12 protein-coding genes are annotated in these 13,204 nt (G+C 65.4%); 5 read left to right on the top strand and 7 right to left on the bottom strand.

The features are described 5' to 3' along the window. The first annotated feature begins 235 nt into the window (after window positions 1-235). The gene (htpG, locus tag GT613_RS10245) at window positions 236-2,176 is read left to right on the top strand and encodes a molecular chaperone HtpG (RefSeq protein WP_009608147.1); all 1,941 of its coding nucleotides are present in this window, start codon (window positions 236-238) and stop codon (window positions 2,174-2,176) included. Window positions 2,177-2,610: 434 nt separating this feature from the next. On the opposite strand, the gene GT613_RS10240 is transcribed toward htpG, so the two are convergent. Then, window positions 2,611-4,533, bottom strand: coding sequence for a bifunctional UDP-sugar hydrolase/5'-nucleotidase (locus tag GT613_RS10240; RefSeq protein ID WP_161172607.1), 1,923 nt, complete (start codon window positions 4,531-4,533; stop codon window positions 2,611-2,613). Between the two features lie 120 nt (window positions 4,534-4,653). On the opposite strand from GT613_RS10240, the gene GT613_RS10235 reads away from it, so the two are divergent. The 3 genes from GT613_RS10235 to GT613_RS10225 all read left to right on the top strand — a co-directional run bounded on the left by GT613_RS10235 (window position 4,654) and on the right by GT613_RS10225 (window position 7,007). Next, window positions 4,654-5,412, top strand: coding sequence for a MerR family transcriptional regulator (locus GT613_RS10235; protein WP_015759873.1), 759 nt, complete (start codon window positions 4,654-4,656; stop codon window positions 5,410-5,412). A gap of 73 nt (window positions 5,413-5,485) precedes the next feature. Further along, window positions 5,486-6,277, top strand: a complete 792-nt coding sequence (locus GT613_RS10230) for an ABC transporter ATP-binding protein (protein WP_035584338.1) — start codon at window positions 5,486-5,488, stop codon at window positions 6,275-6,277. Further along, entirely contained in the window at window positions 6,264-7,007 is a 744-nt protein-coding gene (locus GT613_RS10225; protein ID WP_015759875.1) for an ABC transporter permease, read from the top strand. The genes GT613_RS10230 and GT613_RS10225 overlap by 14 nt, the downstream gene beginning before the upstream one ends. A 61-nt stretch (window positions 7,008-7,068) precedes the next feature. Here GT613_RS10225 and GT613_RS15515 read toward each other — a convergent pair whose 3' ends face one another. After that, on the bottom strand, window positions 7,069-7,422 hold the full coding sequence (locus GT613_RS15515; protein ID WP_287636933.1) for a gamma carbonic anhydrase family protein: 354 nt from the start codon (window positions 7,420-7,422) through the stop codon (window positions 7,069-7,071). A 401-nt stretch (window positions 7,423-7,823) separates the two neighbouring features. On the opposite strand from GT613_RS15515, the gene GT613_RS10215 reads away from it, so the two are divergent. Further along, on the top strand, window positions 7,824-8,609 hold the full coding sequence (locus tag GT613_RS10215; protein WP_015759877.1) for a glucose 1-dehydrogenase: 786 nt from the start codon (window positions 7,824-7,826) through the stop codon (window positions 8,607-8,609). Between the two features lie 9 nt (window positions 8,610-8,618). Here the strand turns inward: GT613_RS10215 and GT613_RS10210 are convergent, their stop codons facing one another. From GT613_RS10210 to GT613_RS10190, 5 genes are all read right to left on the bottom strand, one after another. Then, complete coding sequence (locus tag GT613_RS10210) at window positions 8,619-8,900, bottom strand: type II toxin-antitoxin system YafQ family toxin (protein ID WP_015759878.1); 282 nt, start codon at window positions 8,898-8,900, stop codon at window positions 8,619-8,621. Beyond that, window positions 8,901-9,161: a prevent-host-death family protein gene (locus GT613_RS10205; RefSeq protein WP_015759879.1), complete on the bottom strand. Its 261-nt coding sequence runs from the start codon at window positions 9,159-9,161 to the stop codon at window positions 8,901-8,903. A 166-nt stretch (window positions 9,162-9,327) separates the two neighbouring features. After that, window positions 9,328-10,371: an acyl-CoA dehydratase activase gene (locus tag GT613_RS10200; protein ID WP_009305777.1), complete on the bottom strand. Its 1,044-nt coding sequence runs from the start codon at window positions 10,369-10,371 to the stop codon at window positions 9,328-9,330. Continuing rightward, a complete protein-coding gene (locus GT613_RS10195) occupies window positions 10,368-11,594 on the bottom strand; it encodes a 2-hydroxyacyl-CoA dehydratase (protein WP_035578732.1) in 1,227 nt (408 codons plus the stop codon). Before GT613_RS10195 ends, GT613_RS10200 begins: the two co-directional genes overlap by 4 nt. Beyond that, a complete protein-coding gene (locus GT613_RS10190; protein WP_161172606.1) occupies window positions 11,584-12,603 on the bottom strand; it encodes an acyl-CoA dehydratase activase-related protein in 1,020 nt (339 codons plus the stop codon). Before GT613_RS10190 ends, GT613_RS10195 begins: the two co-directional genes overlap by 11 nt. Between the last annotated feature and the right edge of the window lie 601 nt (window positions 12,604-13,204).

The following is a 13,204-nucleotide window of genomic DNA, read 5'->3' as shown; positions in this document are numbered from 1 at the left end:
GCGTGGGCCGGCGCGCGGCGGCCGGGGTCGCGTGCTCGGCCGGCGCACATGCGGCGGCCGCTGCCGCGTGCGGCATCCGGCGGCGCGTCGCCGGTCGCCTGTGCGCGTGTTCTGCAATCGGGGCGCGTTCCGCTTGACATCGCACGGCGTCGTACTAAAATCCCGTTTAGCACTCGAAGTCCGAGACTGCTAAACGGGCAGACCGGCAGGTACGAAAAGGAGAGCGACGCCAACTATGCGCAAGTTCAAAACCGAGAGCAAGAAGCTGCTCGACCTCATGATCAACTCCATCTACACGAACCGCGAGATCTTCCTGCGCGAGCTCATCTCGAACGCGTCGGACGCGGTGGACAAGCTGTACTTCCGCAGCCTCACCGACAAGGACATCCAGCTGAGCAAGGACGAGCTGGGCATCCGCGTGGCGTTCGACAAGGACGCGCGCACCGTCACCGTGTCGGACAGCGGCCTGGGCATGACGAAGGACGAGCTCGACCGCAACCTGGGCACCATCGCGCACTCCGACAGCATGGAGTTCAAGGCCGACAACGCCGACGCCCAGGGCGACGACGTGGACATCATCGGCCAGTTCGGCGTGGGCTTCTACTCCGCGTTCATGGTGGCGTCCAAGGTGCGCGTCGTGTCGAAGGCGTACGGCAGCGACGAGGCCTGGGCCTGGGAAAGCGACGGCGTGGAGGGCTACACCATCGAGGAGGCCCAGCGCGAGGGCCACGGCACCGACGTCATCCTCACGCTGAAGGACAACACTGACGACGACAACTACGACACGTTCCTCAGCGAGTTCGGCCTGAAGAACCTCATCAAGCGCTACAGCAACTACGTGCGCTATCCCGTGCAGATGGAAGTGTCGAAGACGCGCGAGCTGCCCAAGCCGGAGGACGCCGGCGACGACTACACGCCCGAGTACGAGGATTACACCGAGGTGGAGACCATCAACTCGATGATTCCCATCTGGAAGCGCAGCAAGTCCGAGGTCACCGACGAGGAGTACAACGAGTTCTACAAGACCGACTTCCACGACTTCACCGACCCGGCGCGCACGTTCAGCATCCACGCCGAGGGCGCGCTCAGCTACGACGCGTTGCTGTTCATCCCCGGCCGCGCTCCGTACGACCTGTACAGCAAGGACTTCAAGAAGGGCCTGGCGCTGTACAGCTCCAACGTGCTGATCATGGAGAAGTGCGAGGAGCTGCTGCCCGACCACTTCAACTTCGTGCGCGGCGTGGTGGACAGCCAGGACCTGCAGCTGAACATCAGCCGCGAGACGCTGCAGCACAACAGTCAGCTGCGCGCCATCGCGAAGAAGATCGAGAAGAAGATCACGTCCGAGCTGAAGAAGATGCGCGACAACGATCGCGAGGAGTACGAGAAGTTCTTCGAGAACTTCGGCCGCGGCCTGGAGTTCGGAATCTACAACAGCTACGGCATGCTGAAGGATCAGCTGGCCGACCTGCTACTGTTCTACTCGGCCAAGCAGGAGAAGCTGGTCACGCTGGACGAGTACCTGGAAGCCGCGCCGGCCGACCAGAAGGCCATCTACTACGCCGCCGGCGAGAGCGTCGAGCGCCTGGCCAAGATGCCCATCGTGAAGACGGTGCTGGGGAAGGGCTACGACGTGCTGCTGTGCACGAAGGACGTGGACGAGTTCTGCTTCCAGTCGATGATGACGTACGGTGCGCCCGCGGCCGACGGCGAGGATGCGCCGGAGCCGTTCGAGCTGAAGAACGTGGCGTCGGGCGACCTCGATTTGGCCTCCGAAGAGGAGAAGAAGGAAGCCGAAGAGACGACGAAGGACAACGAGGCCCTGTTCGCCGCTATGAAGGACGCGCTGGGCGACTCGGTGACGAAGGTGGCGGTGTCGTCGCGCCTGACCGATGCGCCCGCCTGCATCACCGCGGCTGGTCCGGTGTCGCTGGAGATGGAGCGCATCATGGCGCAGATGCCCGACGGCGGCGAGGGCATCAAGTCTGAGCGCGTGCTGGAAGTGAACGCGAAGCACGCGGTGTTCGACGTGCTGCGCGCCGCGCAGGAAGCCGGCGACGCCGACAAGGTGAAGCTGTACGCCGAGCTGCTGTACAACCAGGCGCTGCTGGTTGAGGGCCTGCCCATCGAGGATCCGGTAGCGTATGCGAACGCCGTCACGAAGCTGATGGCGTAATTCAGCTCCGGCGGCTTGTCAGCCGCCGGGGCGGCTCGTACTGTTGGCTGCCTTGGAGCCGCGCCTTCGTGCGGCTCGGGAAGCCCGTGCGCCGCGGAGTCTGATGGCGTAAGTTAGCTGAGGGGCGCTCGTGTTTGGCGAGCGCCCCTCGTTTTGCTGTGCGGGGCGCGGATGCTTCGCGTTAATCACCCCCTGCGGCAGGAGGCGGCTGCCTGCGGGGGCGCTTCGGCCTTAGGGCTGGGCGCAAATGGGGAGCCAGGGGGCAAAGTTCGCCATGGCGAACCCGGGTTGTTCTGGCCTATGAGAAGCAGCGACCTGGGCTTATGTTCGAGACTCTTCTGATTCCGCAAGAAAGATCGCTCGAAAACCCGTCCGAAATTGTCATGGCTGCGGATTTGCGCCCAATCTTTCCTGCGTGGCCTGGAAGGAAACGCTTAGCGTCGCGCGCTTACGGCGACGGCTCCCGCGGCTGCGGCGACCGCGGCGGCTCCGACGACTGCAGTTCCCAAGGGGTCGCCCGTGCTGGCGAGCGGCTTGCCGCCGGAGCCCGGGGCGGGCTCGTCGGCTGGCTCGGGCGTAGGCAGCGGCTCGGGCTCGGGATCGGGGCCGTTCTTGATCACGATGCGCCCTTGGCCGTCCGGATCGGCGTATTCGCCGCCGATCGTTCCCTTCAAATCGTACTGGATGTACTCGATGAGCGCCTTGTTGTCCAAATCCAGCAGCACGGCTTCGTCGTTCATGAACATGGTGAGGCCGTCGCCGCCCTCCACCAGCAAAAACGTGTGCGACACCAGCTTGTAGCGCCGGTTCACGTCGAGGGGCTCGCCGTTCACCAGCACGTCGCGGACGCGGTACTCGCCCGTCACGCCGCCGAATTTCCCACCCGGCATCTGCACCGACGACGGAATGTCCGTGCGCACGGTGTATGCGAGCCCCGACACGTGCTGCAGGCCTCCGCTGGGATTCGGAAGGTTCGCAACGCCCGCCTCCAGCGCGTCGAGGATGTTCTGGCCGAGGGTGTCCACGTAGCACAGCTGGTTGTTGTAGGGCTGCACGTTGATGAGGTCGCCGTACGTCACGTCGCCCGGCTCGATGTTCGCGCGGATGCCGCCGCCGTTCACGAGTCCGATATCGGCCATGATGCCGCCATGCCATGCCAGCGCGAGGTACGCATCGGCCACGAAGTCGCCGAGGTTCGTCTCGTGCGCGCGAACGGCCCAGGTGTAGTCGTCGTCCTCGAGGGCGACCAAGCGCACGTCCGAGCGCCCGATGACGCGCCCGGTGATCTTCGCGAGATCCGCTTGCAGCCCTGCGATGCAGGCGGCCGTGTCGGCATCGACGCCGTCCCAAGCCTTGATGATGCTGGCGGTGCCGTTCGTCGTGGATGCGGTGACGGTTTCGGTGCCGTCCGACGCGTAGGCGGCGATGGTTCCGGTCGCGGGGTTGATGACCACCTGGCCGATGCCCACCAGCTGGGTGCCCGTCTGCGTGACCAGCACCGGTTGGCCGTTCTTGTTGAGCGGGGTCTGAACGTACAGCTCGTGCGAATGGCCGTCGATGATCACGTCGATGCCGCTCGTGTTCGCCGCCACGGCCGCGCTGGTCCAGCGCGGGGTCACGCCGCCTTGGCCCAGGTGCGCCAGCGCCACCACGTAGTCGGCACCGTCGGCGCGCGCTTGGTCGACGGCGCGCTGCACGGCGTCGTACAGCTTCGCGCCGGAGTCGTCCTCGCAAAAGCCGTAACGGTAGGTTCCGCCTTCCTGGAAGTGGGCGGGGGAGGACTTCGTCAGCGACTCGGGCGTGCAGATGCCCAGGAACGCGACCTTTTTAGTGTCGGCGCCCGTGCCGTATTCGCGCATGGCGTACGCGTCGAACATGAGGTTGCCCGTGCGCAGGTCGGTGAAGTTGCAGGACAGGTACTTCGCGTTCGCGCGGGCGACTAGCGTGTTGAACTGGGCCATCCCGTAGTCGAACTCGTGGTTGCCGGGGATGGCGAAGTCGTAGCCGCACTCGTTCATGATGTCGACGAGGTACTCGCCGTCGGTCAGCGTGCCCATGGCCTTGCCCTGCACGGCATCGCCCGCGTCCACAAGCGTCACGTTGTCCGCGCCGTAGGTCGAGCGCATGGTTTTTGCGTAGTTGACGAGCTTCGCGTATCCCAGGTTGTCGTCCACGGCGCAGTGCACGTCGTTCGTGTGCACGATGACGATGGCGCCGGGCTGCGTCGCAGTGGCGGCGGTTGCCGCTTCATCGCCGAACGCGCGGCGGGCGGGAAGCGCGAGCGAGGCCAGCGCAACGGCGGACAGCGTGCAGAACGATCGGCGGGTTATCCGATGGGGAGCGGGCAGGTGCGTCATGGGTGCCTCCTCGAAACGAGCGCGAAAACGCGGTTCGTTCAGTATACCGTGCGAGGTGCGCGAGCCGGAATCCCCGATTTCGAGCGTCCGCGAGCGGCGCTCGTCGGCTATACTCGGCGCATGGACCAGCCTCGCACTTACACCACCTCGCGCATCGCGAGCGCCGTCGGCATCCACCCGAACACGGTGCGCCTCTACGAGCGCATCGGGTTCATCACCGCGCCCGAGCGCCTTGCGAACGGCTATCGCGTGTTCACGGACCTGCATCTGCTGCAGGTGCGGCTCGTGCGCGCTGCGCTCAACGTCGAGCTGGTGCAGAACGGTCTGCGCCGGGAGGTGCTCGCCATCGTCGAAACGATGGCGAGCCAGCGCTACGACGAGGCGATCTCGCTGGCTCGGCAGCGTATCGACCACCTGCGGCGCGAGCGTTGTGCCGCCGAGGATGCCCTGCGCCACGTGCGCGATCTGCTCTCGCGCTCTGACGGTTCCGCACGCGCCGAACGGCTTATGCTGACGCGCAAGGAGGCGGCTGACCAGCTGGACACCACCATCGATGCGCTGCGCAATTGGGAGATGAACGGCCTGTTGCAGGTCAAGCGCAAGCAGAACGGCTATCGCGTGTACAGCGCCGCCGACCTCGACCGCCTGGCCATCATCCGCGCGCTGCGTGCCGCGAACTATTCGCTGGCCGCCATCCTGCGGCTGCTCGACGCGCTTGACCGCGATGCGACCGCCGACATCGGACACGTGCTGGACCATCCCGATCCCGACGATGACATCCTGTCGGTATGCGATCGTTTGCTGACGTCGCTCGATGCGGCGGAGCGCAACGCCTTCGAGATGATCGAGCTGCTCGAGCGCATGAAAAAACTCGCCTGAACAAACCCTCCACTTTGCCACCAGAGTTGGCGCGTCTTCTAGTATCTTCGGCGACCGAAAGATAGGAGGACGTATGAACGACGTTGTACACGTACGTGATCTGGTGAAAACGTACGGAGGCGTGCCTGCGGTGGACGGGATCGGCTTCGACGTGGCCATCGGCGAGACGTTCGGGCTGCTGGGTGCGAACGGAGCGGGGAAGACCACGACGCTGGAATGCCTGCTGGGCGTGAGTCGCCCCGACGCGGGGAGCGTCACGATCTTGGGCTTGGATCCGCGAACCCGGCGCAAGGAGCTGTTCCAGCGGGTGGGCGTGCAGTTCCAAGAAGCGCGCTACCAGGACAAGATTACGGTGGACGAGCTGTGCCGCGCAACGCGCGCGCTGTATCGCGAAGCCGACGACCCGGCGAAGCTGCTCGCGCGATTCAGCCTGACCGAGGTGCGCAAGCAAGCCGTCGAGTCGCTGTCGGGCGGCCAGCGCCAGCGCCTGTTCGTGGTGCTGGCGCTCATCCCGCGTCCTGAGGTGGTGTTTCTCGACGAGCTGACCACGGGGCTGGACGTGAAAGCCCGCCGCGACGTGTGGAATCTGTTGGACGAGATGCGCCAGCAGGGTATGACCATCGTGTTGACCAGCCACTTCATGGATGAGGTGGAAGCGCTGTGCGATCGCGTCATCATTCTGCGCAAGGGGCGCATCGTCTTCGAAGGCACCGTTGCCGAAGCTGTGGCGTCCGGTCCGTTCGCCAGCTTCGAGGACGCGTACCTTGCGTACGCGGAACCTGCCGAACACGCTGAGTCCGTGGAAGCTGCCGAGCCTGCCGCAACCGCCCATTTCTCCGAGGGAGGCGCCCATGAAAGCCTTTAGCACCCTGTTCCGAGTCGAGTTCCGCCTGTCGCTGCGCGACATGAACATGCCCATCTTCGCCGTGATCATGCCTGTGGTGGTGATGTTGGTCGTCGGCATGATGTTCGGCGATCAGCCTGCCTACGAGGGCGCGAGCTACACGTTCGTGGCGCAATCGGTGGGCGCGGTGTCTGCCATCGGCATCTGCGCCGGCGGCGCGATGGGCCTGCCGCTCGTGGTGTCGAACTACCGGCACCGCAAGATTCTCAAGCGCTACTTCGTGACGCCCGTCAGCGTGCACACCATTCTGGCGGTGCAGGTGGCCATCTACACCGTGTACGCGCTGATCTCGGCCGTGCTCGTGTTCGGGGTGGCGGCGCTGTTCTTCGGCTACGCGTTCACCGGGTCGTGGCCGGCGTTCGTCGGGTCGTACGTGTTGGTGCTGGCGGCTATGCTGGCGCTCGGCATGATGGTGGGCGGCCTCGCGCCGAACGAGAAAGTCGCGGGCGTGCTGGCAAGCCTCCTGTACTTCCCCATGCTGCTGCTGTCGGGGACGACGCTGCCCTACGAGATGATGCCCACGGCCGTGCAGCGCGGGGCCGACCTGCTGCCGCTCACCCAGGGCGTGAAGCTGCTGAAAGCCACGTCGCTCGGACTGCCCGTCGACCAGGCCGTCGTGCCGGTGGCGATCATGGCGGTGTGGGCCGCGGTATGCACCGTGATCGCCGTGCGTTTCTTCAAGTGGGAGTAGGCATACTGGGATTCGTTGCGTCCGGCAAGGCATAGAATCCCATCGCCATCCCCGATGTTTCCTACCCCACCATGCGGGCGCGGGCGTATTCTTGGGCGTCGGCTATGTAGGCTTCTTGGGAGTGCTCGATGTTGCGGGCCACCGTCTGGGCGTCGAGCGTGCGGATCACCTTGCCGGGCACGCCCACGACCAGCGAGCACGGCGGGATCACGGAGCGCTCCTTCACCAGCGCGCCGGCCGCGACCATCGATCCCGCACCGATCACGGCGCCGTTCATCACGGTGGCGTGCATGCCCACGGTCACATCGTCCTCGATGGTGGCGCCGTGCACGATGGCATTGTGGCCCACCGACACGCGATCGCCCAGCGTGACGGGGCAGTCGTAGTCGCTGTGCAGCATGGCGTTGTCCTGCACGTTGCTGTTCTTGCCAATGCGGATGGGCGCCACTTCGCCGCGGATGACGGCGCTGAATCACACCGAGCTGCCCTCGTCCATCGCCACGTCGCCGCAGATCGCCGCATTCGGCGCGATGAACGCGGCTTTCTCCACGTCGGGGAACATCCCCTTGAATTCAACGAGCATGCCGGTTCCTTTCCTTCGGGTACGCCGTCCAGTATCCCGAAGGAACCCCCGCCCCGCATCGCAAGTTCCATGCGATTTAGGGAGGGCGACGTAGTTTGAACCGGCATCGTCAAAGCAAGCGTAACGCGTCCGCCACGGGCGGGCGACGGCGGGGGCTCGGGCGGCTTGGGACGCGACCGGGTGCGTTATGGTCGCGGGATGATACGACGACCCTGCGCGGAAAGAAGGCTCCCATGTACGACGATCTCAAGGGCAAGACGGTGGTGGTGACGGGCAGCTCGAAGGGGCTGGGCGCCGCCATGGCGCGGCGCTTCGGCGCCGAGGGCATGAACGTGGTGGCGAACTACCGCTCCGACGAAGAGGGCGCGCGCGAAACGGTGCGAGCCATCGAGGAAGCGGGCGGAGCGGCGGCCGCGGTGCAGGCCGACGTGAGCAAGAACGAGTGCGTGGACGCCCTGTTCGACGCTGCGATGTTCTCGTTCGGCGGCGTGGACATCTGGGTGAACAACGCGGGCATCGAGGTGGCTTCGCCGTCCGATCGGAAGTCCATCGAGGAATGGCAGCGCGTCATCGACGTGAACCTGACCGGCGTGTTCGCGGGCTGCCGCCGCGCCATCGATCACTTTCTGGATCGCAAGATGCCCGGCGTCATCATCAACCTGTCGTCGGTGCACGAGATCATTCCGTGGCCGCATTTCGCCGACTATGCGGCCAGCAAGGCAGGAGTCGGCATGCTGACGAAGACGCTGGCGCTCGAGTACGCCGACCGCGGCATCCGCGTGAACGCCATCGCGCCCGGAGCCATGAACACGCCCATCAACGCGGAGAAGTTCGCCGATCCCGAAGCGCGCGCCGCAACCGAACGGCTCATCCCGATGGGGTACGTGGGCGCCCCCGAAGACGTGGCCGCCGCCGCGGCCTGGCTCGCGTCCGACCAGGCCAGCTACGTGACCGGCACCACCCTGTTCGTCGACGGCGGCATGACGCTGTACCCCGGCTTCCAGTTCGGGCAGGGCTAGGGCGACGGCTCAGAAGAGGTCGTCGTGACCGCCGGTTCGCGCGAAGCCGACCACGCCATCGACTATCTCGTACATGATCAACCAGTCACTGGTTCGTCCTTTGACGTGAAGCTCTCGTTTTCCTTGGAGGTTGCCGCTTAAAGCGTGGTCGTTGTATTTCAAAGGTATGGGTTCCTCGTCGGAATGAAGAATGGCGGATATAGCCGCCTTGAAAGACCCCATGTCCCAGTGCTTCTTCATGCATTTTTTGACATCGCGCTCGAATGCCGGGGAGTTGATGGAGCGATACATTTATATCCCTAAGGCAGCGAAGAGCTCATCTGCGTCTTCGTGCGTCCTGTGCGAGGGATCTTTTCTTATCTCCTCCAACTCTCGGAACGCTTCGAGGGTTTCCTCGTTGGGCTCCTTGGCAAGAGGGGCGGGGCTTATGACCAAATAGGGCGTTGAACCCTTGAAAACGGTGACCGACTTGCGCGTTTCGCTTACTTGGCGGCCAATTTTGGTGAAGTTCGCTCGAGCTTCCGATACGCTCACGGTATTTGTGATGGACATAGCGTCTCCTTTCGATCGGCTGAATCAAAAATAGCATAACTATAGCTATAAATCTAGCTATAGTTATGCTACAGATATTTGCCCATCATGGTCCTGATGCGATTTGGGACGAGTTGGTGGAGATGGCGCAAGCTCGCCGCAGCGCGTCCGCATGGCGTTGCGGCGCTTACCCGGCCTTCACGGCGCCTTTGTCACAGCGGTTGCCCCAGGAGTCGATGATCTTCCCGTCGCGGTAGACGCAGATGATCTCGCAGTGGTTCGCGCACTTCTGGCACTCCACCTCGCGGGTGACGAACTCGAACGTGCGCAACGCGTCGAAGTCGAACGCCTCGCCGTCGCCGGGCTCCCCGGCGCGCGGAGCGGCCTCGGCGGCCAGCAGCGCCACGCCGAACGCGCCCATGAGGTGGCCGTCCTCGTCCACGACCACGTCCATGCCCAGCTCGTCGCGGAACGCCTGCACCACGCCGGCGTTCTTGCTCACGCCGCCCTGGAACACCACGGGCGCGGCGATCTGCTTGCCTTTGCCCACGTTGTTCAGGTAGTTCGTGGCCACCGCGCGGCACAGGCCGGCGATGATGTCCTCGCGCGCGTAGCCCACCTGGATCTTATGTACGAGGTCGCTCTCGGCGAACACGGTGCAACGCGCCGCGATGTTCGCGGGCTTCTTCGAGGTCAGCGCGATGTCGCCGAACTCTTCCACCTCCACGCCCAGCCGATGCGCCTGGCTCGACAGGAATGCGCCCGTGCCCGCCGCGCACAGCGTGTTCATGGCGTAGTCCACGGCGATGCCGCTCTCCACGCAGATGATTTTCGAGTCCTGGCCGCCGATCTCCAGGATGGTGCGCACGTCGGGATGCAAAAACGTCGTGCCCACCGCGTGCGCCGTGATCTCGTTCTTCACCACGGTGGCGCCGCACATGGCGCCCACCAGCCGCCGCGCGCTGCCGGTGGTGCCCACGGCGCGCACGCGCACCGCGTCGCGATCCACCTGCGAGCCCAGGTCGGCCACCACGCGGCGCGCGGCATCGGCCGGGTTGCCCTCGGTCCACAGGTACGTGCGCGCGATGATGCGCCGGTCGGCGTCGATGATCACGCCCTTCGTGGAAATCGACCCGATGTCGATGCCGAGGTAGCAGTCCGTTCGCCCTGACGGGACGGGGCGTCCCTCGCTGGCGTTGGCGGTCGTGTGAGTTTCCCTTGCTTCGGTCATCGGGCCGTCTTCTCCTTCTTCATGGCGATCATGTCGTAGAACGCTTCGAGGCGCGTGTCCAAACCGGTGTCGCTGGTCTGCGAGTCGTAGCTGAGGTACAGCACGGGCACGCCGGTGTCGCGGCTGATGCGCTGCAGCACGGGCATGCAGTCGACCTCGGGCGTGCAGCCCGACGACTTGAGGTGCACGATGCCGTCGAACCCTTCCTGCGCGTACTTGCGCGCGGCCGCGATGGTCATGCTGGACGTGGGGCCCATGTCGTACTGCACGTACTCCGAGATGCCGGCGCGCAGGTTCTTCTCGTTGTAGCGCAGGTTGCGGTTCGTCATGTTCAGCGCTCGGTGCAGTTCCACGCCCATGTCCAGGAACTTGCGCTCCAGATCAAGGTTGCTGGCTGGGTCGGCTGCGGTGAAGTACTCGCCCACGATGCCCACGCGCAAGGGGCGGGCGGGGCGATGCTGCGGCAGCGCGCGCAACGCATCGAGGCCCTTCCGCTGCGCTTCGGCGATCTCGCGCTCGTTCGTGGCCGCGCGCATGTCGGCGAAGTACGCCTCCCGCGCGCGCTCGAACGACCCGGGCTCGGCTTCGAACCCGGCGTTCGCCAGGTAGAAATCGTTCACTTCGTCCAGGTGCTCGATCATTTTAAACACGGCCAGCATGTTACGCACGCCATGCGGCACCGACAGGTCTGGGTTCACCTTCTTCTTGCATACCGAGATGTACTCGGTCAGGGGCTTGCCGGTGAGCATGGCGAAGTTCAGCATGTCGAACTCGTAGCCCAGATCGCGCATGATGGATTGCTGCAGCTCGCCGTAATACCCCAGGCGGCAGGGCCCGGCGAACTGCACCAGCACGTCGGCGCCCAGCTCCAGCGCCTCGATGTAGTCGCCCAGGATGTGCTTGAACGGCGCGCACACCATGTCGCTGGAGTGGCGCGAGCCCAGCTCGATGGTGCGCTTCGTGGGCTTCGGCAGTGCGACGAAATCGGCGTCCAGCACGTGTTCGACGAAGAATTTGAACGCGATGTCGTAGTAGCTGTAGCGGAAGAACGCCACGCGCGTGCGGGCGTGGCGTTCGCGCTTGGCGCGCGGCTTCTTCGGCAGCGAGGGCAGCAGCTTGAACGGGCCGCGCCGCGTGCCCACCACCACGCGGGCGCCGCGCACCTCGCGGTCGCCGTCGGTGTGCAGCGGGTTCACCGCGTCGCGTTTCGTCTCAGGCGCCAACGTAGCCCCCTTTCTTCTGGTAGCGCAGGATGTCGATGAAGCTCTCGACGCGCGTCTCCAACCCGGCGGTGCCGCTTTGCGCGTCGATGGTGAGGTTGAGCACCGGCTTGCCCTGGATGCAGCGCACGATGGCGGCGTCGGTCATGGAGTCGGGCCCGCAGGGGAACGCGCTGACCAGCACGATGCCGTCCACGCGGTGGTGCAGCTGCGTGATGGCGCCGATGATCTCGCGGTTCACGATCCACGGCAGCGTGTCGGAGAAGTCGAAGCTGGCCTGCAGCGAGCGCTCACGGTCGGCCTCGTCGGCGAACAGCACCACGGCGTTCATGCTTTCCAGCAGGTCCGTCAGCGCGCCGCCCATGAACGCATCGTGCGCGAGGTAGGGGTGCGCTGCCAGCAGGATGGCAAGCGGTGCGTCCTCGGGGCGCCGCGCCGCCGCCCGCGCGGCTTCCAGCTGGGACAGGGCGCGCGTTTGCCGCAACGTCGCGGCGCGTTCGGCCTGCTCCTGCGCGCGGGCGGCCGCTTTCCAGGCGCGCTTCGCCTCGCGCGGGCCCGTGTAGCGCTGCGTGGCCAGCTCGATGAGCGCGTCTTTCATGCTTTTGTGTTCATCCACCTCGTTCACCAGGCACGACAGTACTTCGATGCGCTGGTCGGCGAAGGTATTGGCCACGAGGTCGGGCAGCGCCTGGAACTTCGTGCAGAACCCGCGCCGTCGTCCCACGTTGGCGATGCTGGGCACGAACACGGCATCGCACGCGTCCGAATCCACCAGCGAGGCCACGTGTCCCAGGTAGATCTTCGAGGCCAGGCAGCACTCGTCGTTCGACAGCGCGTCCCCGTGCGCCACGGTGGAGCGGTCGGTGGGGTCGCTGAGCACGACGTCGCAGCCCAGCGCCTCGAAGAACGTCGTCCACAGCGTGCCGTAGCGGTAGTGCAACAGCGCGCGCGGCATGCCGATGCGGCGCGGGCCGTCGGCGGCGGCGCGGAGGGGGAACCCGGGTGATGCCATGCGTGCTCCTTGGGCGAGGTGGTTTGATCTGCAGAGCCGGAGCCCGATGACGGCGCCGTTCTTGCCTAACGCAGCTTACACCAACAGTCGCGCGGCGCTCGAAGGCACGCCCAAGCGACATGCTTTCTTCGCGGGGAGGGGTGTTGCGTTGGTGGCGGGTTGCTTGGGGGGTCGCGTTGGGGACGGCGGTGGGTCGGCGGCGGGTTGCTTGGGGTCTTGCTGGCGACGGCTCGCCGGCGGGTTGAAGGCGAGCTGGTGGCGGGTCGTTCGAGGGGGCCTCGCCTCCGGTTGACTCGCGCGTGGCAGAGATCGTACGGTATGCACGATTCTCCGCCGCCGCCGTTTCTCGCGACCTGGGCTTTTCCTTTCCGCCTCCGAAAACGACCACCTGAAATCGTGCATAGCGCGCGATCTCTGCCACGGCGTTCCTCCGTTCGCCGTCGGATCGATGCGGATGCGAGTCTGCCGGGCTCCTGCGGCGAGCCGCTCGAGCGGCTCGCGTCTTTATAGGTGCTGCGACGGAGGGTGCGCCCCTCCGCCACTCGGTTTTTCCGCAGGAGGTGGGATTTGCGGAAAGCGCGTAAAACCACCCGTCCCTGCG

Origin of the sequence: Eggerthella sp. BIOML-A4 (genome assembly GCF_009875575.1) — a bacterium.
GTDB classification, from domain to species: Bacteria; Actinomycetota; Coriobacteriia; order Coriobacteriales; family Eggerthellaceae; genus Eggerthella; species Eggerthella lenta.
This window is presented reverse-complemented; position numbering and strand designations above follow the sequence as displayed.

Coding starts and splice junctions, on each gene's coding strand:
- htpG (WP_009608147.1), top strand. CDS start 236: ATGCGCAAGTTCAAAACCGAGAGCAAGAAGCTGCTCGACCTCATGATC.
- GT613_RS10240 (WP_161172607.1), bottom strand. CDS start 4,533: ATGACGCACCTGCCCGCTCCCCATCGGATAACCCGCCGATCGTTCTGC.
- GT613_RS10235 (WP_015759873.1), top strand. CDS start 4,654: ATGGACCAGCCTCGCACTTACACCACCTCGCGCATCGCGAGCGCCGTC.
- GT613_RS10230 (WP_035584338.1), top strand. CDS start 5,486: ATGAACGACGTTGTACACGTACGTGATCTGGTGAAAACGTACGGAGGC.
- GT613_RS10225 (WP_015759875.1), top strand. CDS start 6,264: ATGAAAGCCTTTAGCACCCTGTTCCGAGTCGAGTTCCGCCTGTCGCTG.
- GT613_RS10215 (WP_015759877.1), top strand. CDS start 7,824: ATGTACGACGATCTCAAGGGCAAGACGGTGGTGGTGACGGGCAGCTCG.
- GT613_RS10210 (WP_015759878.1), bottom strand. CDS start 8,900: ATGTATCGCTCCATCAACTCCCCGGCATTCGAGCGCGATGTCAAAAAA.
- GT613_RS10205 (WP_015759879.1), bottom strand. CDS start 9,161: ATGTCCATCACAAATACCGTGAGCGTATCGGAAGCTCGAGCGAACTTC.
- GT613_RS10200 (WP_009305777.1), bottom strand. CDS start 10,371: ATGACCGAAGCAAGGGAAACTCACACGACCGCCAACGCCAGCGAGGGA.
- GT613_RS10190 (WP_161172606.1), bottom strand. CDS start 12,603: ATGGCATCACCCGGGTTCCCCCTCCGCGCCGCCGCCGACGGCCCGCGC.